General features: G+C 63.2%; 16 protein-coding genes and 1 pseudogene. 6 read left to right on the top strand and 11 right to left on the bottom strand.

The annotated features are described in order from the left end of the window. Nucleotides 1–155: 155 nt before the first annotated feature. From X735_RS154435 to X735_RS154450, 4 genes are all read left to right on the top strand, one after another. Nucleotides 156–1,118 (top strand): sugar-binding protein, encoded by a 963-nt coding sequence (locus X735_RS154435; RefSeq protein WP_023810675.1) that lies wholly within the window; start codon nucleotides 156–158, stop codon nucleotides 1,116–1,118. A 115-nt stretch (nucleotides 1,119–1,233) separates the two neighbouring features. Next, nucleotides 1,234–2,772 (top strand): sugar ABC transporter ATP-binding protein, encoded by a 1,539-nt coding sequence (locus X735_RS154440; RefSeq protein ID WP_023810674.1) that lies wholly within the window; start codon nucleotides 1,234–1,236, stop codon nucleotides 2,770–2,772. A gap of 61 nt (nucleotides 2,773–2,833) precedes the next feature. After that, nucleotides 2,834–3,829: an ABC transporter permease gene (locus X735_RS154445; RefSeq protein WP_023810673.1), complete on the top strand. Its 996-nt coding sequence runs from the start codon at nucleotides 2,834–2,836 to the stop codon at nucleotides 3,827–3,829. Between the two features lie 136 nt (nucleotides 3,830–3,965). Next, complete coding sequence (locus X735_RS154450; protein ID WP_031213037.1) at nucleotides 3,966–4,865, top strand: aldose 1-epimerase; 900 nt, start codon at nucleotides 3,966–3,968, stop codon at nucleotides 4,863–4,865. A gap of 1 nt (nucleotide 4,866) precedes the next feature. Here X735_RS154450 and phnN read toward each other — a convergent pair whose 3' ends face one another. The 9 genes and pseudogenes from phnN to X735_RS154490 all read right to left on the bottom strand — a co-directional run bounded on the left by phnN (nucleotide 4,867) and on the right by X735_RS154490 (nucleotide 14,889). After that, nucleotides 4,867–5,496: a phosphonate metabolism protein/1,5-bisphosphokinase (PRPP-forming) PhnN gene (gene phnN / locus X735_RS154455; protein WP_023810671.1), complete on the bottom strand. Its 630-nt coding sequence runs from the start codon at nucleotides 5,494–5,496 to the stop codon at nucleotides 4,867–4,869. Next, nucleotides 5,493–6,632 carry an alpha-D-ribose 1-methylphosphonate 5-triphosphate diphosphatase gene (locus X735_RS154460; RefSeq protein WP_023810670.1) on the bottom strand — a complete coding sequence of 380 codons (1,140 nt, stop codon included), beginning with the start codon at nucleotides 6,630–6,632 and terminating at the stop codon, nucleotides 5,493–5,495. Before X735_RS154460 ends, phnN begins: the two co-directional genes overlap by 4 nt. 13 nt (nucleotides 6,633–6,645) lie before the next feature. Beyond that, the gene (locus tag X735_RS154465) at nucleotides 6,646–7,353 is read right to left on the bottom strand and encodes a DUF1045 domain-containing protein (RefSeq protein ID WP_023810669.1); all 708 of its coding nucleotides are present in this window, start codon (nucleotides 7,351–7,353) and stop codon (nucleotides 6,646–6,648) included. 153 nt (nucleotides 7,354–7,506) lie between these two features. Continuing rightward, nucleotides 7,507–8,319 carry a 5-deoxy-glucuronate isomerase gene (gene iolB, locus X735_RS154470; RefSeq protein ID WP_023810668.1) on the bottom strand — a complete coding sequence of 271 codons (813 nt, stop codon included), beginning with the start codon at nucleotides 8,317–8,319 and terminating at the stop codon, nucleotides 7,507–7,509. Between the two features lie 334 nt (nucleotides 8,320–8,653). Continuing rightward, nucleotides 8,654–8,866: a DUF3329 domain-containing protein gene (locus X735_RS154475; RefSeq protein WP_023810667.1), complete on the bottom strand. Its 213-nt coding sequence runs from the start codon at nucleotides 8,864–8,866 to the stop codon at nucleotides 8,654–8,656. Nucleotides 8,867–8,924: 58 nt separating this feature from the next. Continuing rightward, nucleotides 8,925–9,842 (bottom strand): myo-inosose-2 dehydratase, encoded by a 918-nt coding sequence (gene iolE, locus X735_RS154480; protein ID WP_023810666.1) that lies wholly within the window; start codon nucleotides 9,840–9,842, stop codon nucleotides 8,925–8,927. A gap of 230 nt (nucleotides 9,843–10,072) precedes the next feature. Next, nucleotides 10,073–11,933 (bottom strand): annotated as a pseudogene (iolD, locus tag X735_RS01000000165765) (3D-(3,5/4)-trihydroxycyclohexane-1,2-dione acylhydrolase (decyclizing)). Nucleotides 11,934–11,968: 35 nt separating this feature from the next. Beyond that, nucleotides 11,969–13,903, bottom strand: coding sequence for a 5-dehydro-2-deoxygluconokinase (iolC, locus tag X735_RS154485; protein WP_023810665.1), 1,935 nt, complete (start codon nucleotides 13,901–13,903; stop codon nucleotides 11,969–11,971). 140 nt (nucleotides 13,904–14,043) lie between these two features. Further along, nucleotides 14,044–14,889 carry a MurR/RpiR family transcriptional regulator gene (locus tag X735_RS154490; protein WP_032909097.1) on the bottom strand — a complete coding sequence of 282 codons (846 nt, stop codon included), beginning with the start codon at nucleotides 14,887–14,889 and terminating at the stop codon, nucleotides 14,044–14,046. Between the two features lie 156 nt (nucleotides 14,890–15,045). Between X735_RS154490 and X735_RS154495 the strand changes: the two genes are divergently transcribed. Further along, nucleotides 15,046–16,155: a Gfo/Idh/MocA family oxidoreductase gene (locus X735_RS154495; protein ID WP_023810663.1), complete on the top strand. Its 1,110-nt coding sequence runs from the start codon at nucleotides 15,046–15,048 to the stop codon at nucleotides 16,153–16,155. A 1,000-nt stretch (nucleotides 16,156–17,155) separates the two neighbouring features. Here X735_RS154495 and X735_RS154505 read toward each other — a convergent pair. Then, complete coding sequence (locus X735_RS154505) at nucleotides 17,156–17,857, bottom strand: YafY family protein (protein WP_023810661.1); 702 nt, start codon at nucleotides 17,855–17,857, stop codon at nucleotides 17,156–17,158. Between the two features lie 129 nt (nucleotides 17,858–17,986). Here X735_RS154505 and X735_RS154510 point away from each other — a divergent pair, with 129 nt between their 5' ends. Beyond that, a complete protein-coding gene (locus X735_RS154510; RefSeq protein WP_023810660.1) occupies nucleotides 17,987–18,622 on the top strand; it encodes a LysE family translocator in 636 nt (211 codons plus the stop codon). A gap of 264 nt (nucleotides 18,623–18,886) precedes the next feature. Here the strand turns inward: X735_RS154510 and X735_RS154515 are convergent, their stop codons facing one another. Beyond that, nucleotides 18,887–19,978, bottom strand: a complete 1,092-nt coding sequence (locus X735_RS154515; RefSeq protein WP_023810659.1) for a 3-deoxy-7-phosphoheptulonate synthase — start codon at nucleotides 19,976–19,978, stop codon at nucleotides 18,887–18,889. Between the last annotated feature and the right edge of the window lie 450 nt (nucleotides 19,979–20,428).

Raw genomic sequence — 20,428 nt, 5'->3', positions numbered from 1 at the left:
GATGAGTCTCTAAGGTCCATGATCGTGGCTGGAACGACGCCATTCTTTCGGTGCCGGGAACCCCTTTGAGGAGGAGGGCGTCCACGCTGCAAACGGCAAATCAGGTCAGTGCAAGATCGGCCGGTCCAACGACTGAGCCAAACGGGAGGTTGAACATGAAATCCTTGATACGCAATGCATCCGTAGCCGCGGCCGCGCTGCTGCTTGGCCTGTCGGCCACGGCAATCGCGCGCGCCCAAGACAAGCCGACGCTGGCCTTCGTCGTCAACGGCGCTTCCGATTTCTGGAAGGCCGCCGAAGCCGGCGTCAAGAAGGCGCAGGGCGAACTGCCCGACTATACGCTCGAGCTCAAATATCCCGAGCAGTCCTCGGTCGCCATCCAGCAGCGGCTGATGGACGATCTGGTCACCGCCGGCGTCAAGGGCATCATGGTCTCGGCTGTCGATCCCAAGACCTCGACCGACGGCCTCAACAAGATCGCTTCGGAAACGGCGCTGTTCACCACCGACTCGGACGCCCCGCAGACCAAGCGCGTCGCCTATATCGGCTCGTCCAATGTCGATGCCGGCAAGCAGGCGGCCGAAATCGCCAAGAAGGCGATGCCCGATGGCGGAAAATGCCTCGGCTTCGTTGGCCTGCTCGGCGCCGACAATGCCAAGGAGCGCATCCAGGGCATGAAGGACGGCCTCGCCGGCACCAAGATCGAGCTGATCGACGTGCGCGGCGACGACATCGACCAGGCGCGCGCCAAGAAGAACGTCGAGGACGCGCTGGTTGCCAGCCCCGACGTCACCTGCATGGTCGGCTTCTACTCCTACAATACGCCGCGCATCTATGAAGCGCTGCGCGACGCCGGCAAGCTCGGCTCGATCACCGTCGTCGGCTTCGATGACGATCCGATCACGCTGGGCGGCGTCAAGGAAGGCACCATTGCCGCCACCGTCGTGCAGCAGCCCTTCGAATGGGCCTATCAGGGCATGAAGCTGATGGCTGCCTATCTCAAGGGCGACAAGTCGGGCATCCCGGAAGGCAACCTCATCATCATCCCGACCAAGATCATCGGCAAGGATGACGTCGACGCCTACGCCGCCAATCTGAAGGCGATGGCCGGAAAATAAGACTTGAAGCAGTTCAGCCGGCTCAACGTCGCTTGGGCCGGCTGCTCGCATTGACGAACCGCACGCGGATCGTCAGTCTGCCAAAAAGTCGGCCCGCCAATCGCTGTCAGGCATGATGAATTATTCCGACACATCCATCGCAGCAACGACGCCGTTCCTCAGCCTCGAGAACGTGCGCAAGACCTATCCGGGCGTCGTCGCGCTCGACGGCTTCTCCATGGAGGTCAGGCCGGGCGAGGTCATCGGCCTCGTCGGTGAAAACGGCGCCGGCAAATCGACCTTGATGAAGATTCTCGGCGGCGTCACCAAGCCGGACAGCGGCACGATCACCGTCGACGGCACCGCGCATGACAGGCTCTCCGTCGAAGGCAGCCTGGGTTCGGGCATCGCCTTCGTCCACCAGGAACTCAACCTGTTCGACAATCTCGATGTCGCCGCCAACATCTTTTTCGGCCGCGAGCCGTTGCGCGCCGGGCCGCTCAGGCTCGTCGACCGCGCCAAGCTGCGCACCATGGTGGCGCCGCTTTTGAAGCGCGTCGGCGCCAATTTTTCCGCCGACACGCCGGTCGCGACCCTGTCGCTGGCCCAGCAGCAGATGGTCGAGATCGCCAAGGCGCTGTCGATCGAGGCGCGGCTGGTCATCCTCGACGAGCCGACGTCCAGCCTGCCGCTCGCCGAGACCGACAAATTGCTCGACGTCATCAAGGCGCTGAAGGCCGACGGCATCAGCGTCATCTTCATTTCGCACCGCCTGCACGAGGTCGAGCGCGTCGCCGACCGCGTCGTGGTGCTGCGCGACGGCATGCTGGCCGGTACCTTGCCGAAGAGCGACATCGGCCACGACCAGATGGTCAAGCTGATGATCGGCCGCATGCTGAAGGAGCGCGAGAAAGCTTCGGAGGCGGCGCGTGCGCCCGGCGCCACGGCGCTTGCGGCCAAGGCCATCCGTACGCCTGCCTATCCCGGCCGGCCGGTCGATCTCGACGTCAGGCGCGGCGAAATCCTCGGCCTTGCCGGCCTTGTCGGCTCCGGCCGCACCGAACTGGCGCGGGTGTTCTTCGGCATTGACTCGAAGCTCGGCGGCGCGCTGGAACTCGACGGCAAGCCGCTTGCGCTGGCTTCCGCGGCGGATGCCGTCGCGCAAGGCATCTTCCTGGTCCCGGAAGACCGCAAGCTGACCGGCATCCTGCTCGACCTGTCGATCGCGCAGAACATTTCGCTGCCCAATCTGCCGGCGCATGCGCGCCGCTCCCTGGTGTCCTCAAGCGCCGAGACCGCCACCGCCGAGAAACAGAAGAAAGATCTCGGCATCAAGGCGCCTTCGGTGCAGACGCGCACCGGCACGCTGTCGGGCGGCAACCAGCAGAAGGTCGTGCTCGGCAAGTGGCTGGCCATGAATCCGAAGGTGATGATTCTCGACGAGCCTACGCGCGGCATCGACATCGGCGCCAAGGCGGAAATCTACGGGCTGATGCGGGCGCTCGCCGATGCCGGCGTCGCCGTGCTGATGATCTCCTCCGACATGGAAGAGGTGATCGGCGTGTCCGACCGCATCGCCGTCATGCATGAGGGCCAGATCTCCGGCATTCTCGACAAGGACCGGTTCAGCCAGGAAAACGTGCTGCTGCTGGCAGTGGGCAAGCAGCCGAAATAGTTTCTTGTTTGCCACGGGTTCCGGTCCGGAACCTTCCAGGGCGGGCATTGGGGAGAAGACGATGAGCAAGAAAGATCTCGGCCTGCTGATCCTGATCCTGGTGGTCGGGGCGATCGTTGCGATCATCAATCCGCGCTTCCTGCTTCCGATCAACCTCGCCAACACCTCGAACCTGATCGGCCTGTTCGGCATCCTGTCGATCGGCCAGGCCTTCGTCATCATCACCGGCGGCATCGAATTGTCGGTCGGCTCGGTGGTCGCGCTGCTCGGAACGCTATTCATCGACTTTATCGCCGTGCGTGGCATGGGATGGCCGGTTGCCTTCGTGCTCATCCTGGTGCTTGGCGCCATCATCGGCCTGGCACATGGCTGGCTGATCACAAGGCTCAAGCTGCAGCCCTTCGTCGTCACCCTGTGCGGCCTTTTGATCTACCGCGGCGTCGCCCGCTTCTACACTGGCGACGGCACGGCGGGTTTTGCGTTCGGCCAGAATTTCCCCGACCTCGAATTCCTGACCGCCGGGCGCTCTTATGGCGTGCCGAACAGCTTCATCGCGCTGATCGTCATCTCAATAGTCATGTGGGTGGTGCTGCACCGCTCGGTGTTCGGCCGCTATCTCTACGCCATCGGCAAGAACGAGGAGGCGGCGAAATATTCCGGCATCCGCACCGGCCGCGTCGTCATCGCCGCCTATGTCATCTGCGGCGTGCTGACGGCGCTGTCGGCGATCTATTTCGCCATGTACACGCGCTCGATCTCACCGGCCAGCCACGGCCAGTTTTACGAGCTCTACGCAATCGCCGCCGCCGTGCTCGGCGGCTTCTCGTTGCGCGGCGGCGAAGGCTCGCTGATCGGCGTCATCCTCGGCACGGTGCTGCTGCAGGAACTGCAGAACCTCGTCAATCTGCTCGGCATCCCGTCCTCGCTCAACTTCGCGGTGATGGGCGGCGTCATCCTCATCGGCGTGCTGGTCGACCAGCAATGGGGCGTGTTCCGGGAACGGCGGCTGATGGTCGACGCCACGCGCAAGAGCGCTTCCGGCGCGGCCGCGGAATAATCGCCCTGCCAAGACGCGCCGCGCGTTTGTCGGCGCCTGGCGGCATGAATGAAATGGTTGCGGCCTTGCCGCCCTTCTGCGATTGCGGGACGTCTCCACATCATGCCGGATGTCGGTGGCGGACGAGTGGCAAGCCATGAGAGCGAAACCTGAACTGTTGATGTTGAGGGCAGGGGCGCTTGAAGCCGAACTGGCGCCGCAAATCGGCGGCAGCGTGAGCGCGCTGCGCTGGCGCGGCATCGATCTCCTGCGCCGGCTTTCGGACGGGGATCGCGATACCGGCAATGTGCTTGGCGTGGCCATGTTTCCAATGACGCCCTACGCCAATCGCATCACTGGGAACGCTTTCGACTTCGGGGCGCAGCGCTGGCAGGTCCTGCCCAACAATCCGCCGGAGAAATTCAACGTGCACGGCAGCGGCTGGCAACACGCCTGGACTGTCACCGAGACAGCAGCCGCGAACGCGACGCTGACGCTGGACATTGCCGCCGGAGCCGAGCCCTATTCCTATCGAGCGACGCAGGCTTTCGCGGTCACCGAAGAGGGGCTGAGCGTCACCATTACGCTCACCAACACCGGACCGGTTACCTTGCCGTTCGGTTTTGGCCTGCATCCCTGGTTCGATCGCGATCCGGACGTGACATTGCAATTCGAGGCGAAGCGCTTCTACCTCGAAGAGCCGGATGGCATTTCCGGTGATCCGATCACACTTCCGCCCGAACTCGACTTTGCCGAGGACCGGCCTTTGCCAAACGGCTGGCGCAACAGTGATTACGGCGGCTGGAGGGGCGAGGCGATCATTCGTTTTCCAACCCGCGGTGCCGGCTTGCGGATCAAGGCCGACCCGGTCTTCAAGCATCTGATGCTCTACGCCGATCCGACAAAACCGTATTTCTGCGTCGAGCCGCAAACGAATGCCTCCGGTGCTTTCAACCGGGGCCGGTGGGACGATCCGGAGGAAGGCGTGATCGTGCTGGCCCCTGGCGAAAGTGCTGCCGGCACCGTCTTGTTCATGCCTTTTGCGCTTGAAGGCTAGCCTAGATCAGGCCCGACATGTCGGAAAAAGCCATCGCCTTGCGCAGCACCTCGGCGAAACGGTCGCCGGCCGCCTCGCGTGGGCCGCTGTTGTCGATCGAGGTGACGCCAGGTCCCGACAGGCTCACATTGGCGCTGCGCGCCAGTCGCGCCAGCACCTCGCCGCGTGACTCGCGACCGCGCATTGCCAGCCGCTCTGCCAGAACCTCCGGCGAGGCGGTGATCTCGACGATGGCCAGATTGGCATAGCGTTCGCGCAAGGAGGGGATGATCGCGCGCGACACATTGGCGACAGCGACACGGCCATTGGCAACGGACCAGTCGACATCGACGGGGATGCCGTAGCGCAAGCCGTGCGCTTCCCAGGAGATGGCGAAGGCGCCATCGGCTTCGGCCTCGACGAAGGCGGCATCGGCCAGCGTGTCGTGGTCCTCGCTGGCGACATCGCTCGGCCTGGTGATGACGCGGCGGACGAACTCCAGCCTTGTCTCATCGGCAAAGCGGGCGCGGGCGTAGCCGATCACCGTGTCCTTGCCGGCGCCGCTTGGGCCGACGACGGCGACGAAAACGCCATCGCGGATCGGAAACGTCTCGGCCGACAATTCCCGCTCGATCGATGCCGACACCATCATGCGACCCGGCTTCCCTGCCGCCACACGGTGCGCACCACCGGGACATGGTCGTCGACGCGCACGCGCACCAGATCGGCGCGGCGGCCCTGTTCGATGACGCCGCGATCGGTCAGGCCAACCGCATCGGCCGGGTTCTTCGAGACCATGGCGACGGCCTGCGGCAGGGAAATGCCTTCGACGACATCGCCGAGGAAGAACGCCGACTGGATCAGGCTGAAGGGAATATAGTCGGACGACAAGATGTCGAGCAGGCCGTCGCCGGCCAGCGTACGGGCGGAGACATTGCCCGAATGCGAGGCGCCGCGCATGACGTTGGGCGCGCCCATCAGCACGCCCATCCCGGCCTCTTTCGAGGCCCTGGCGGCCTCTTCCGTGGTCGGGAATTCGGCGACGCGCACGCCCTGTTCGATCGCCTCGTCGACATGGCCTGATGTGGCGTCGTCGTGACTGGCCAGCACGATGCCGCGCTCCTGGCAGGCGGCGGCGATCACCGCCCGGTTCGGCGCCGAATTGCGCGCCGATTCGGCCATCCGCTTTTCGCAGAACAGCTTGAAATCGCGATCGGTCAGCTGCAGCTTGCGCTGGTAATAGTAGGCATAGGTCTCGAGATTGACGAACTGGCGCTGGCCTGGCGCATGGTCCATCAGCGACGCCAGCTTGACCCGCTCGTCGCCGTCGAAATTGGCGAAAGCCCCGAGGCAGTCCGGTGCCGAAACCTCGCAGCGCAGATGGATGAAATGGTCGGCGCGCAGACGGTCCTGCTTCACACTGTCCTCGATCGCGTCGGCCAGCTTGCGGATGTCGGCCGATGTGAGGTCGGCGTCTTCGTCCATGCCGACGCGCAAGGCGTCGAGCACAGTGGTGATGCCGGCGGTCGCCACCTGCGCGTCATGGGCGAGCACGGCGGCGATCGGATTCCAGCGCACCTTGGGCCGCGGCGCGTAGTGGCCTTCGAGATGGTCGGTGTGCAATTCGACCAGCCCGGGAATGATATAGTCGCCGCCCATATCCTCGCCGATGCGGCCGATGCCGGATTCGATGCCGGCGATAAAGCCGTCGCGCAGCACCAGCGAACCCTCGACGATCTCGTCGGCAAGCACGATGCGGGCATTGTGGAGAACAGTCTCGGCGGTCATTTCAGGCAGTCCTTCAGGCGGTTTTTCTGGCCGGGCGGCGCCCGAGCGCGTGATGCGAGAGCACCATGAACGGTGCACCCGGTTCGGTTTCGACAAACAAGGTCAGCGCATCCACCAGCACCTTCTGTTGCAGCACTTCCGCGAACAGGCTGTCGATCGCTGCGCGCAAACGAGGGCTTTCCCGTGACCCCGCCCGGCCGGACAGCGTCATGTGGAAGCGAAAGGTTTCGAAGACATAGGGGTAACCCCATTGGCAGAGGTTGCGGAACTCGGCCGGCTTCAGCGAATCCGGGCTGCGCCGCTCGATTTCCGCTTCGCTCAGCGGTGCGCGAAACCGGTCGAAATCGCGCACCACGTCATCGGCGAACCGGTTGAGCGCAGGCAGCGGCCCTTCCGGCACCAGTGCGAAGAAGCCGTCGATCTGGCTGACCACGAGACGCGGGATGGTCACCACCGGCGTCACCTCGGCAAAATGGTCGAGTGCGGCGCGCAGCGAGGTTTCGGTCTCGTTGGTAGCCAGGCGGAAGGGGGCTTTCAGCGTTGCGTGAAAGCCATAGCGGCGTGCCGAAGCGGTGTGGAAAGCGACTTCCGCCGCCGACAGGTCTGCCACCGCTTCGACCGGCCTCGTCGCGGCGCCGAACGGGTCGCGGCCCAGCCAGTCGGCGGCGATCCGCGCCAGCGGCTCGTCCTGCCGGGGGGTGAAATAGAGGGCATAACGCATGGAAAGTCCTTGTCAGCTTCGCTGCCATAGGTGATTTCCATGACGAATTGACGAAGCCTTGCTGGCTTTCAGGTAACAAAACGCTGCGGCGGGGTCATTAGCCGACGATTTTTTCGTGCTGGACCAGGGAGCGAGTGCTCACGCAGCGACCGGTCAGGCCTTCATCAGCCATTCATGCTCAGGCGCATTGTGGAATTTCCACGTCCGCTTCGGTCCGGCCATGACGTTAAGATAATAGAGGTCGTAGCCGTGGCAGGCGGCGCAGGGGTGATACCCCCGGGGCACCAGCACGACATCGCCATCCTCGATCGCCATTGCTTCATCGAGCGCGCGATGGCCGTTCTTGTCGGCATCGGTATAGACGCGCTGGAAGGCAAAACCCTGCGGCGGGTTGAGACGGTGATAGTAGGTTTCCTCGAGATAGGATTCGGCGGGCAGATTGTCCTGGTCGTGCTTGTGCGGCGGATAGCTCGACGTATGCCCGCCGGGCGTGATGACCTCGACCACCAGCAGCGAATCGGCCGGCTCGCCCTCCGGCAATATGTTGGTGACGTAGCGCGTGTTGGTGCCCTTGCCGCGCACATCCTGGCCGAGATCGTCCGGTGCGATCACCCGCACCGGCAGCCCGCCGCCAAGGCCCGGCGCCGAGCAGACGGCGAGTTCCAGTTCGGTGTCCGCTGTCACCGACCAGTCCGAACCCTCAGGCACATACACCGACCACGGCTTGCCCTCGAAGGGCGACATGCGCTCGCCAAGCAGGCCCAGATCCTTGCCGCCGGCGGACGCCGTGCCCTTGCCGGTGACGAACACCAGGCAGACTTCGCGATCGTCGGTTTTTCCGGACGCGCTCTCGCCGGGCTTCAGCCGGTGCAGGTCGAAACCGACATAGGTCCAGCCGGCGATTTGCGGTGTCACATGGGCGACCCGGCCATGGCCTTTATTGGCTTTGACGAGCAGCTTCGACATTTTTGTCTCCTATTCCAGTGGCCTGACGGTTGCAGGCCTGTAAAGCCAAGTCGTTTGTTTGAAAGGACCATCGCAAACGTTCGGAAATTGGCCGGCGCCCTTCCAACTTCGTCATCCTAGGGCGAAGCAGGAGCGAAGCTCCGTCGCGGAGACCCTAGGATCCATGCCGTTGCCTCGGCCGAAGGGCACAGCGGAGCGGAATCTGCACCGTCACACCAGCTTCAAAGTCATGGCATGGATCCTAGGGTCTGCGCCGCGTCGCTGCGCTCCTTGCTCCGCCCTAGGATGACGAAGTTAGAAGCACTGCAAGCCAATCGCCAACGCATGCGATCAGTCACTCCTTCGGTTCGGCCTCGGCCTTCGCCTCGTCGGCCGGCTTATAGAGATAAAAAAACTGCCAGACGGCGTAGCCGGCGAAGCCGAGCGCGATCATGCCCCAGAACGGCGTGCCGGTGGCGAACTCGATGATCGACCAGATGACGCAGACCGCGACGATGGCGACGCGCCGCCACAAAGGCCGGAAGAAGGGGTGTTCGGAATCTTTCATCGGGCCAATCTACAGCAATCGGCCTCGCCGGGAACCCGTCGCACCAGCCATTGGGAAACTAGACATTTGGAAAGCCTTGCGTCTCGACCGTATAGCCGGCGGCGGTCATGACGCGCATCAATTCCTTGTAGCCAACCTGCGCCATCCTGAGTGGCGGGTTCTTCTTCGGGTCCTGCTCCGCCTCGACCACGAACCAGCCCTCATAGCCATGGTCGGCGAAGCGCTGCACGATGGCGCCGAAATCCAGCGAACCATCGCCCGGCACGGTGAAGGCGCCCAGCGCCACCGCGTCGAGGAAGGATTGTTTGGTGCGATCGAGCTTTTCGATCACCCCCATGCGAACGTCCTTCACATGCACATGGCTGATCCGGGTATGATGGTTGTCGATAGCGCGCAGCACGTTGCCGCCGGCGAATGCCAGATGTCCAGCATCGAGCAGCAGGGGAATGCCGGCTCCGGAATAGCGCATGAAGGCATCGAGTTCCGGCTCGGTCTCGACCACTGCCGCCATATGGTGGTGGTAGGAGAGCGGCATGCCTTGCTCGGCGCACCATTCGCCAAATTCGGCGAGCCGCCTGGCATAAGCCTTCATCTCGTCATCCGACAGCTTCGGCTTGGTGGCCAGCGGCTTTGAGCGGTCGCCCTGGATCGAGCGGCCGACCTCGCCATAGACGATGCAAGGCGCATTCACCGCCTTGAACAGGTCGATCATCGGCTGGATGCGATCCTTGTTGTCGGCCATCTCCCCATCGACCAGCGTGCCCGAGAACCAGCCGCCGCACAGCGTGACGTCGGCGGCCTTCAGGATCGGCAGCATGATTTCGGGGTCATTGGGAAAACGCCGGCCCATCTCCATGCCGGTGAAGCCGGCCGACCGTGATTGGCGCAGGCATTCTTCCAGCGACACGTCATCGCTGAGTTCCGCAAGATCGTCGTTCCACCACGCAATGGGGGACATGCCCAGTTTGGCTTTCAAGTAGTCACTCCGGTTCTTGTTCACCCTCCCCCTTGTGGGCAGGGTCGCTGCGAAGCAGCGGGGTGGGGGTGGCGCCGGACCCCCACCCGGACCTTCGGTCCGACCTCCCCACAAGGGGGAGGTAGGGGTGGCAGCGCCTATATCAATCGCCAANGGCAGCGCCAGTACCCCCACCCGGACCTTCGGTCCGACCTCCCCACAAGGGGGAGGTAGGGGTGGCAGCGCCTATATCAATCGCCAACGGTCTGCATCTTCCGCTTCTCGTCATACGCCTTGCGCGCCGCGTTGACCTGCGGCCGTACAGACACTTCCGGCACCGCCACGTCCCACCAATGGCCCCCGGCATCGGTGGAAACCAGCGGGTCGGTGTCGATGACCAGCACGGTGGTGCGGTTGTTCTTCTTTGCCTTCTCCAGCGCGTTTTCCAGCCCGGCGATCGACGGCACCTTCTCGGCGATCGCCCCCATGCTCGCCGCATGCGCGGCAAAGTCGATGTCGGGCAGGACCTCGTGGCGCGAGTCCTTCAGGAGATTGTTGAAGTTGGCGCCGCCGGTCGCCATCTGCAGCCGGTTGATGCAGCCGTAGCCGCGATTGTCGAGCAGCACGATGGTCAGCTTCAATCCGAGCATCACCGAAGTGGCGATTTCGGAATTCATCATCAGGTAGGAGCCAGATCGGAAGAGCACACGTCTGNACGACGATCTCATCGCCGGGCTTCGCCATCTTGGCTCCGAGCCCGCCGGCAATCTCGTAGCCCATGGTCGAGAAGCCATATTCGCCATGATACGATCCGGGCGCGCCCGCCTGCCAAAGTTTGTGCAATTCGCCCGGCAGGCCGCCGGAGGCATTCAGCAGCGTCACACCGGAGCCCATGGCGCGCTGCACGGCGCCGATCACCTGCGCGTCGGACGGGTAGGCGGCATTGGTCGACGCCGTCACCTTGGCCGCCTCGGCCTGCCAGGCCTTCTTGCCGGTGGCCGCATTGTCGGTCCAGGTGGAAGGTGCCTTCCAGCCGTTCAGCGCAGCACTGAGTTCGGCCAGGCCCTCGGCCGCATCGGCCACCAATGGCAGCGCGCGGTGCTTGCCGGCGTCGAAGGGCTGCACGTTGAGCCCGATGATGGTCTTGCCGGAATTCTTGAACAGCGCCCACGAGCCGGTGGTGAAATCCTGAAGGCGCGTGCCGATGGCCAGCACGACATCGGCTTCCTCAGCCAGCCGGTTGGCGGCAGAAGTGCCGGTGACGCCGACCGCCGCCATGTTGAGCGGATGGTCGTCCGGCAGCGAGGATTTGCCGCCTTGCGTCTCGCAGACCGGGATGCCGGCGCTCTCGGCGAATTTCGCCAGTTCGTCCGACGCCTGCGAATAGAGGACGCCGCCGCCGGCGATCACCAGCGGTTTTTTCGCACCCTTGAGCGCGCCGACTGCAGCGGCAAGCTCATGGCGGTCAGGGCGCGGCCGGCGCTGGTGCCAGACCCGCTCGGCAAAGAAACTCTCGGGATAATCACAGGCCTCGGCCTGGACGTCCTGGCACAGCGACAGCGTCACCGGCCCGCATTCGGCCGGATCGGTCAGCACTTGCATGGCGCGGCTGAGCGCAGGAATGATCTGCTCCGGCCGGGTGATGCGGTCGAAATAGCGCGAAACCGGACGGAAGCAGTCGTTGACCGTCGCCGTGCCGTCGGAGAAATCCTCAGCCTGCTGCAGCACCGGGTCGGGAATGCGGTTCGCGAAGACGTCGCCCGGCAAAAACAGGACGGGCAACCTGTTTACATGGGCGAGCGCCGCCGCCGTCACCATGTTGAGCGCGCCAGGGCCGATCGAAGAGGTCGCGGCCATGAAGCGGCGGCGGAAATTGGCCTTGGCGTAGGCGATCGCCGCATGCGCCATCGCCTGTTCATTGTGGGCGCGGAAGGTCGGCAATTCGTCGCGCAGCTGATAGAGCGCCTCGCCGATGCCGGCGACATTGCCGTGGCCGAAGATCGCCCATACGCCGCCGAAGATGGGGACTTTGCTACCGTCGATCTCGGTCATCTGGCGCGACAGGAAGCGGGTCAGCGCCTGCGCCATCGTCAGGCGGATTGTCTTGCTCATGGTGGTTTCCTCCGCAGTCCTTGTGCCGGGCTTTCTTATGCCGCCTTACGGCCGCGCGCGGCAAGCCACGCTTCGGTCAGCTGTTCGAAGCGCTGCGCCATATCGGCGATCGCCTCGTCATCCGACATCTTGCCGGCCAGCCATTGCTCGGCCGCATGGACGAAGATGGTGCGGCCGACCGCAAAGCCCTTAACGATGGGTGCCTTGGCGGTGGCGGCGAAAGCCGCTTCCAGCTCGTCCTGCGGCGCCTCCAGGCCAAGCAGCACGACGCCTCGGCACCACGGATCGTGCTTCAGGATCACCGCTTCGATTTTGGCCCAGGCGCCGGCCGACGCCTGCGGCTCGAGCTTCCACCAGTCCGGCTTGATGCCGAGCGCATAGAGCTCCTCCAGCGCGCGCGGGATCGTCGTGTCGTCGAGCTTGCCATGCTTGCCGGCAATGATCTCGACCAGCAATTCGCGGCCGACCTTGCGCGCGGCTTCGAACAGCGCGCGCAGCTTCTGCTGCTGTTCGTCCTTCAGCGCCGCCGGATCGTCGGGATGGTAGAAGCACAGGCACTTGATGCAGTGATCGACCGGCCACTCCACCAGCTGCGAGCCGATGTCCTGCGAGAATTCGAAGCGCAGCGGCCGCGAACCCGGCAACTCCACCGGCCGCCCGAGCCAGGCGAAGGAATGCCTGGCGAATTCGAACATCGCCTTGCGGCCATGTTTCTCGTCGATCAGCATGCCGTAGCCGTCGCGGCCGGCAGCGACCTTCGCCGCGGCCTTGACCGCCAGCACCTTGAATTCTTCGATCCGCGCCGGATCGGCGCCGGCCTTCGCCGCCACATCCTCCAGCTGCACGCGATGGTCGCAGGCGAGCGCCATCAGCGAGGCGACGTCGCGCCGGCGCGTCGTCGCCCGATGGATGTGGTTGATCGCCTCGTCCTTGCGCAACGCCAGATGCTTGCTGCCGTTCTTGAGGAAGAACCGCAGTTCCTCGAAGGTCGGATATTCCGGCGCGCAGAGCAGCCGCGACACGGCGAAAGCGCCGCAGGCGTTGGCCCAGGTCGCCGCTGTCGCATGATCTTCGCCACCCAGCCAGCCGCGCAGGAAACCGGACATGAAGGCGTCGCCGGCGCCGAGCACATTGTATATCTCGATCGGAAATCCCTTGCCGACGACACCGTCCTCGAGATCGTCGCTGATCGGTCCGTCATAGACGATGCAGCCCATGGCGCCGCGCTTCAGGACGATAGTGGCGGACGACAGCGAGCGGATCGTCTTCAGGGCGCTCAGGCAATCGTCGGCGCCCGACGCGATCATGATCTCTTCCTCGGTACCGACGATGAGGTCGCAGTCGGGCAGCACCGTCTTCAACTGTGCCGAGACTCGGTCCGATTTCACATAGCGCTCGAACCCTTCGGCATGGCCGGCAAGGCCCCACAGGTTCGGCCGGTAGTCGATGTCGAACACCACCTTGCCGCCCTTGGCCTTCATGATGCGGATCGCCTTGCGCTGCGCGGCATCGCTGTCGGGCCTGGAAAAATGCGTGCCGGTGACGACGATCGAGCGCGCCGAGGCGATGAAGGCCTCGTCGATGTCTTCCGGCGCCAGCGCCATGTCGGCGCAATCGGAGCGGTAGAAGATCATCGGCGAAACGCCTTCGTCCTCGACCGACAGCAGCACCAAAGCGGTCAGCCGCTCCTTGTCGGTCTTCAGGCCGTCGACATTGACGCCTTCACGCGTCAGCTGCTCGCGGATGAAGCGGCCCATCTGCTCGTCGCCGACGCGGGTGAGCAGCGCCGAGCGCAGGCCGAGCCTGGCGGTGCCGACAGAGATATTGGCCGGGCAACCGCCGACCGACTTGGCGAAGGAGGTGATGTCCTCCAGCCGCGAGCCGATCTGCTGCCCATAAAGGTCTACGGAAGCGCGACCGATGGTGATGACGTCGAGCGGCGCGTATTCAGCGTCCACGGCTTCGCTCATTGGAACCTCCCGTCGGCCTTGTTGTGTTGGGGTACACGCGCGAGCGGCAGCGTGGCGCCGGGAATATGAAATAATAATTCCAATCCATAGTCAATATGGAATGAGCGTTCCTTCGGGGAAAAGTACCTTTCGGCGGTGGATCAGGCCTTGCGCTTCCGACCCGTGTCGCGTCGCTTCTCGCCGACGCCGACGGTCAGCGCCATGGCCAGCGCCATTGTCGCCGACAGCGAGCGGAAGCCGGCGAAATCGGCCTCGGCAACCTCGAACCAGACCTTGGCGAACTGGGCGAGCGGGGAAAACGAGCTGTCGGTGATGGCGACGATCGGCACGCCCTGTTCCGAAATACTGCGCGCCTCCTCGATGGTGGCAGGCGCATAGGGCGAGAAGGAGATGGCGATGACGGCATCCGCCGGCGTTGCGAAGCCGATCATCTCGGCATTCAGCCCGGCCGCCGATTCGATCAACTGGTTGCGGATCTTCAGCTTGCCCAGCGCATAGGCGATGTAGGACGCCACCGGATAGGAGCGGCGCTTGGCCAGCACGTAGATGGTTTCCGCCTTTGCCAGCAGGGAAATAGCATCTTCCAGATGCGCTTCGTCCAGCGTGCGCGAAATGTCGTTGAGCGAGGTGCTGGCCGCGGCGACGAAGCCGTCGAAGATCGCCCGATGGCCGGCGCCGCCCTCTGCCTTGGCGCGCAACGCCTGCAGCCTTTCGTCATAGGATGAGTTGCGCTCGCGCAGCCGTTCGCGAAACACCTGCTGCAGGCTGGTGAAACCATCGAAGCCAAGCTGCTGGGCAAATCGGATCAGGGTTGAAGGCTGCACGCCGGCCGAAGCGGCGATGCTGGCGGCCGTGCCGAAGGCGATATCGTCGGGATTGTCGAGCGCATGGGCGGCGATCTGGGCGATGCGCTTCGGCAGGCTTTCGCGCCGCTCCAGGATGGTGGTGCGCAGCGTCTCGAAATCGCGAGGTACCCGTTCGTCCATCGTCGCTGTGTCCAAGCTCATGCGTGAAGCGTCCCTCTCTGCATCATCATAGCGAGCCTGCGCAAGAACGCCATAAAAAATGAGGCAGACATTCCATTTCGGATGAAAATGGACTAATTCATCCACGTAACGCTTCAAGCAGTGGAGAAACGGAAAATGGTCGGCGTCGGTCTCATCGGTACGGGTTTCATGGGCAAGTGTCACGCCATAGCATGGAGTGCCGTCAGCGCCGTCTTTCCCGACGTTGCCAAGCCACGGCTGGTCCATCTCGGCGAGGTCAATGAAGAGCTCGCCCGGCGCAAGGCGGGCGAGTTCGGTTTCGCCAAGGCGTCCGGCGACTGGCGTGCCGTAGTCAACGATCCCGAAGTCGATATCGTCTCGCTGACCACGCCCAACCAGTTCCATCCGGAAATGGCCATCGCCATCCTCGAAGCAGGCAAGCATCTGTGGTGCGAAAAGCCGATGGCGCCGAGCTTTGCCGAGGCCGAGGCGATGGCTGCGGCGGCGAGCAAGTCCGGCAAGGTCGCGGCGCTCGGCTACAACTACATCCAGAGCCCGGCCATCCGCCACATCGGCGCTTTGCTGGAAGAGAAGATCATCGGCGAGGTCAACCATCTGCGCATCGAGATGGACGAGGACTTCATGGCCGATCCCGAGGCGCTGTTCTTCTGGAAGCACGAGGCGGCCTCCGGTTATGGCGCGCTCGACGATTTCGCCGTGCATCCGCTGTCGCTGGTCTCAGCCCTGTTCGGCCGCGTCGCCAGCGTCATCTGCGACATGGCCAAACCCTATGCCGATCGCAAGCTGGCCAGCGGCGGCCGTCGCGTGGTCGAAACCTACGACATCGCCAGCGTGCTGATGCATCTGGAAAATGGCATTGCCGGCACGCTGCTGGTCAACCGCTCGGCCTGGGGCCGCAAGGGCCGCATCGCCATCCAGATCTTCGGCTCGAAGGGGTCGATCTTGTTCGACCAGGAGCGGATGAATGAAATCCAGCTCTATGTCACCGCCGATCGACCGACCGAGCAGGGCTACCGCACCATACTGGTGGCGCCCCACCACAAGCCGTACGACGCTTTCCTGCCGGCGCCCGGCCATGGCCTCGGCTTCAACGACCTCAAGATCATCGAGTGCCACGAATTGCTGACGCGCCTGGCCGGTAAGCCTGCGCGGGTCATCGAATTCGCCGAAGGGCTGGAGATCGAGCGCACCGTGCACGCGATGGCGCGCTCGTTCGAGGAAAAGCGCTGGGTGGATGTGAGGTGATCATTCTTGGGGAGCACGACTGGTGATGGGCGCTTCAGCTGCGGAAATTGCGATCGGCTGGCGGAACTCACCAAGCGACGATGTTGGTGGTTTCGGCATAGCGGATAGGCGCAATTCGGGCAGATGAGGCTCCTTGGCGCAGCCGATTTCGTCGTGATGGGAAAAGTGATATCCCATGCAAGGCAAAATTTAGGAATTTCACCGGGCTAAATAAATGATCAAACTCGGAGCGAGAAACTTCTGGTTCTTACTTGCAGTTGCAAGTTACCTTTCCTTGAGTATGATCGCAACAGGTGCTTCTGCCGAAGGTATAGGTCAAAGCGTTAAAGGCGCCTCATTGAGGTATTTGTCACATTTGGATCAAGGGGCGAAAATTTTAGTATGGCCATCTTACACCAGAACGTATGAAATTATCAACGCTGGCCTGAGATAGATGGTTCCGTAAGTGAATATAGAACTAATCGAGATGGCATTTTCGACCTAGTTCGGACGAGTGGAACAACTCAGATTTCCATTATATCAGTTTCCCCAGGCGTCTTTGCAAATGACATAGAGAAATTATTGGGGAATTCGAAATTACTGCAGGGTTATAAATCATTTGCCTATACGGCGCGCCTCAGTGGTGATGGCTGCACAGCATATAAATTTACCAGCAGAAAGACGTGGATCTCGGTTGGCTTGGTTTTTGTTGATAAGACTAAATTTGGGATAGGCAACAAGGTGGAAACTAACGCGTGCGTCTTTGGAGCTCTTGATTACGTGAACGGCTTTCCGACCAAGGACACGTATTTCGAGTATATGTCACTCCCGCAAGAGCCTGTCAGAAAGCTTATCTTAGAGGCGATTCATCGCTGCGCTGCCGATGGCGACAACAGGTCCCGGCAGGACGAGATAACAAAGGATGGTATCACTCCGCTGCCCTCGTTGGGGTGCGTAGCGGCGAAGATAGGGCAATAGAACTATCTAGCTTGGGTCGGTGGCAGAACCAAAGCGCTGGAACTCAACTCGCGGCGGTCGAGGCGTTCGTCTCCCAGCCGTTGACCCAGACCTGTCGCAAGCGGTCGCCTTCGCCCTTGAACCGCAGCCCCGTCGCCTGGCAATCCTCGATCCGGTCGCTGCGGAAATTGCGGATCGCCTGGCGCAGCTCGCACCAGGCGACGATGTTGGCGGTTTCGGCGTAGTAGATGAGCGCGATCGGGCGGATGAGGCGCTCGGAGGCGCGGCCCATTTCGTCGCGATAGGAGAGGTCGAGCTTCTCCTCATCGCGGATGGCGCGACGCACCAGCGCCAGATCGATCGCACCGGTCGAAGGCGCGGCGAACCCCCACGCATGCAGCGCATTGGCATCGAATGCCTGGCGCAGGGGCGGCGGTACCGCGCCGGCGATCTTGGCGCTGACGCGCTTGGCCGCCTGTTTGAGCTCGCTGTCCCCGGTGCGCTCCAGCAGCGCCAGTGACAACACGATCGCCTCCATCTCCTCGATCGAAAACATCAGCGGCGGCAGGTCGAAGCCGGGGCGCAGGATATAGCCGATGCCACGCCCGCCCTCGATCGGCACGCGCATCGCCTGCAGCGCTGCGATGTCGCGATAGATCGAGCGCACCGTCACTTCCAGCCGCTCGGCAATCGTCGCCGCCGTCACCGGCTGCCGCGCCAGCCGCACGATCTGGATGATCTCGAACAGGCGTGACGCCTTGCGCATTTTTTCCCCCGGGTTGCGAGCCCAACTGACACAGCATTGTCAGTTGGGCTGATCTATAGGAGCGCCTATCGAATTGAAAATCAACAGGTTCCGCTGCGGTTTGGCGGAGCGAGGCGGCAGGCAACTGACATGGATTATGCGGAAAATCTCTGGCTTTTCTTTATCCTGCTGTTCGGCATCATCGCCGTTCCAGGCATGGACATGCTCTTCGTGCTCGCCAATGCACTGACCGGCGGACGCGACAGGGGTCTCGCCGCGACTGGCGGCATCATGGTCGGCGGCATGGTGCACACGCTGAACGGCGCCATCGGCGTCGGCCTGCTGATGCATTTCGTGCCGATCCTGTTCAAGCCGCTTCTGCTTGCCGGCGCCGCCTACATGGCCTTTATCGGCATCACGCTGATGCGCAGTTCCATCACTGTCGGTCAGGAGGGGCCTGCCGGCAGCCGTTCCGCATGGAAGGCCTTTCGCCAGGGTTTTGTGACCTGCCTGATCAACCCGAAGGCATACCTGTTCGTGCTTGCCGTCTACCCGCAGTTCCTGAAACCGGACTACGGTCCGATCTGGATGCAGGCGACGATCATGGGACTGCTGACCGTGGCGACGCAGGCTGCGATCTATGGCGGACTGGCGATCACGGCCGGCCGCAGCCGCAATCTTCTGATCGCCAATCCGAGGGCGACGATTTTTGCCGGCCGGGCGGCCGGACTGCTGCTCTTTGCCGTGTCGGTGTTCACGGCATGGGAGGGGTTAAGGGCGGCGTAGGGATTTCTTGCGAAGAGGACCCCCACCCCTAACCCCTCCCCACAAAGGGGGAGGGGGACTCCAGTCGGCGCTGACAACGGCAAACTGCCGACGTTTTTCAGGCGTCAAAGGTTCGAGTAGGAGTGCGCGGCAGCGTTCCCTCCCCCTTGTGGGGAGGGTTAGGGTGGGGGTCCTTCTTCGCAAGAATCCATATGCGATTGCCCTCCCTCTTGTGGGCAGGGGTTAGGGTGGGGGTCGTGCCGGGCAAAGGCCGGCATCAGTGGCTCAAGCGGCTCCCTGCCGGTTGTCGATCATGGCGCGGCGTGTCGAGCGGCGCCATTCGACAGCACCCGCAAGGCCGTGCAGCACCGTCTCGGTGGTCGCCCAGTCGATGCAGCCATCGGTGATGCTCTGGCCATAGACCAGCGGCTTGCCCGACACCACGTCCTGCCGGCCGGCGATGAGGTTGCTCTCGATCATGAGGCCGATGATGCGCTCGTCGCCTACCGCGACCTGGCCGGCGACATCGGCCGCCACCTTGGGCTGGTTTTCGGGCTTCTTGGCCGAATTGGCGTGGCTGACATCGATCATCAGCCTGGGCGCAACGCCGATATGAGCGAGTTCCACAGCGGCGGCTTCGACGCTCGCCGCATCATAGTTGGGCTGAACGCCGCCGCGCAGGATGACGTGGCAGTCCTCATTGCCCGTGGTCGTGGCGATGCCGCTGCGCCCGCCCTTGGTCACCGCCATGAAATGATGCGGCTGGGCGGCGGATTTCACCGCCTCGGCGGCTATGCGAAGATTGCCGTCGGTGCCGTTCTTGAAGCCGACCGGGCAGGAGAGGCCCGAGGCGAGTTCGCGGTGGATCTGGCTCTCGGTTGTGCGCGCGCCGATCGCGCCCCAGGCAACCAGGTCGGCAATGTATTGCGGCGTGGTCATGTCGAGGAATTCGGTCGCCGCCGGCAGGCCGAGATTGTTGACGGCCGACAGCACGTTGCGTGCCATCCGCAGCCCCTTGTCGATGTTGAAGCTGCCGTCGAGGTCGGGATCGTTGATCAGGCCTTTCCAGCCGACCGTCGTGCGCGGTTTCTCGAAATAGACCCGCATCACGATCTCCAGCCGGTCCGACAGGCTCTCGCGCAGCGCTGCCAGGCGGCTGGCATAGTCGACGGCCGCGACCGGATCGTGGATCGAACACGGGCCGACAATGACGAGCAGCCGGTCGTCGGTGCCGTTCAAGATGGCATGGGTTGCGTTGCGCGATGCGCTGACGGTGCGCGTCGCGGTCAAAGTGCGCGGGATCTCCCGCATCACCTCGTCCGGCGTACTCAGTTCTCGGATTTCCTTGACCCGAAGGTCGTCTGTGGTGGTCAACACGGCTTTCTGCTCCTGTCGAGAGCATGATGCCGAAAAGTGTGAAGCGGTTTTCGGACGACATCATGCTCCTCTTTGATTTAGAGGGAACCTGCCGGCTGAAAACAAAAAAGCCGCCAGGTATGGCGGCTGTTCGGATCTTGTTGCTGCAATCTTCAGATCGAGCGCAATCCTCCCGCCGCCAGCGAGCTCCTAAAGTACCAATACGTGGCGGTCAGGTTGATCATGAGGCTCATATAGTCGATGCGGAGGCGCTTGTCACGTGGGTGATGCGGAGACAATTCGGGATGGCCGAAGCACCCAAACTTCGTCATCCCTGGGCGGAGCAGGAGCGAAGCTCCGTCGCGGAGACCCTGGGATCCATGCCGTGACCTCAGCCGTGGAGTGCATCGGAGCAGAATTTCGCACCGCAGCAACGCTCAGAAGTCGCGGCATGGATCCTCGGGTCTGCGC

Origin of the sequence: Mesorhizobium sp. L2C084A000, assembly GCF_000502875.1 — a bacterium.
GTDB lineage: Bacteria > Pseudomonadota > Alphaproteobacteria > Rhizobiales > Rhizobiaceae > Mesorhizobium.
Note: the sequence above shows the minus strand (reverse complement) of the source record. Positions and strands in the feature narration are given on the sequence as shown.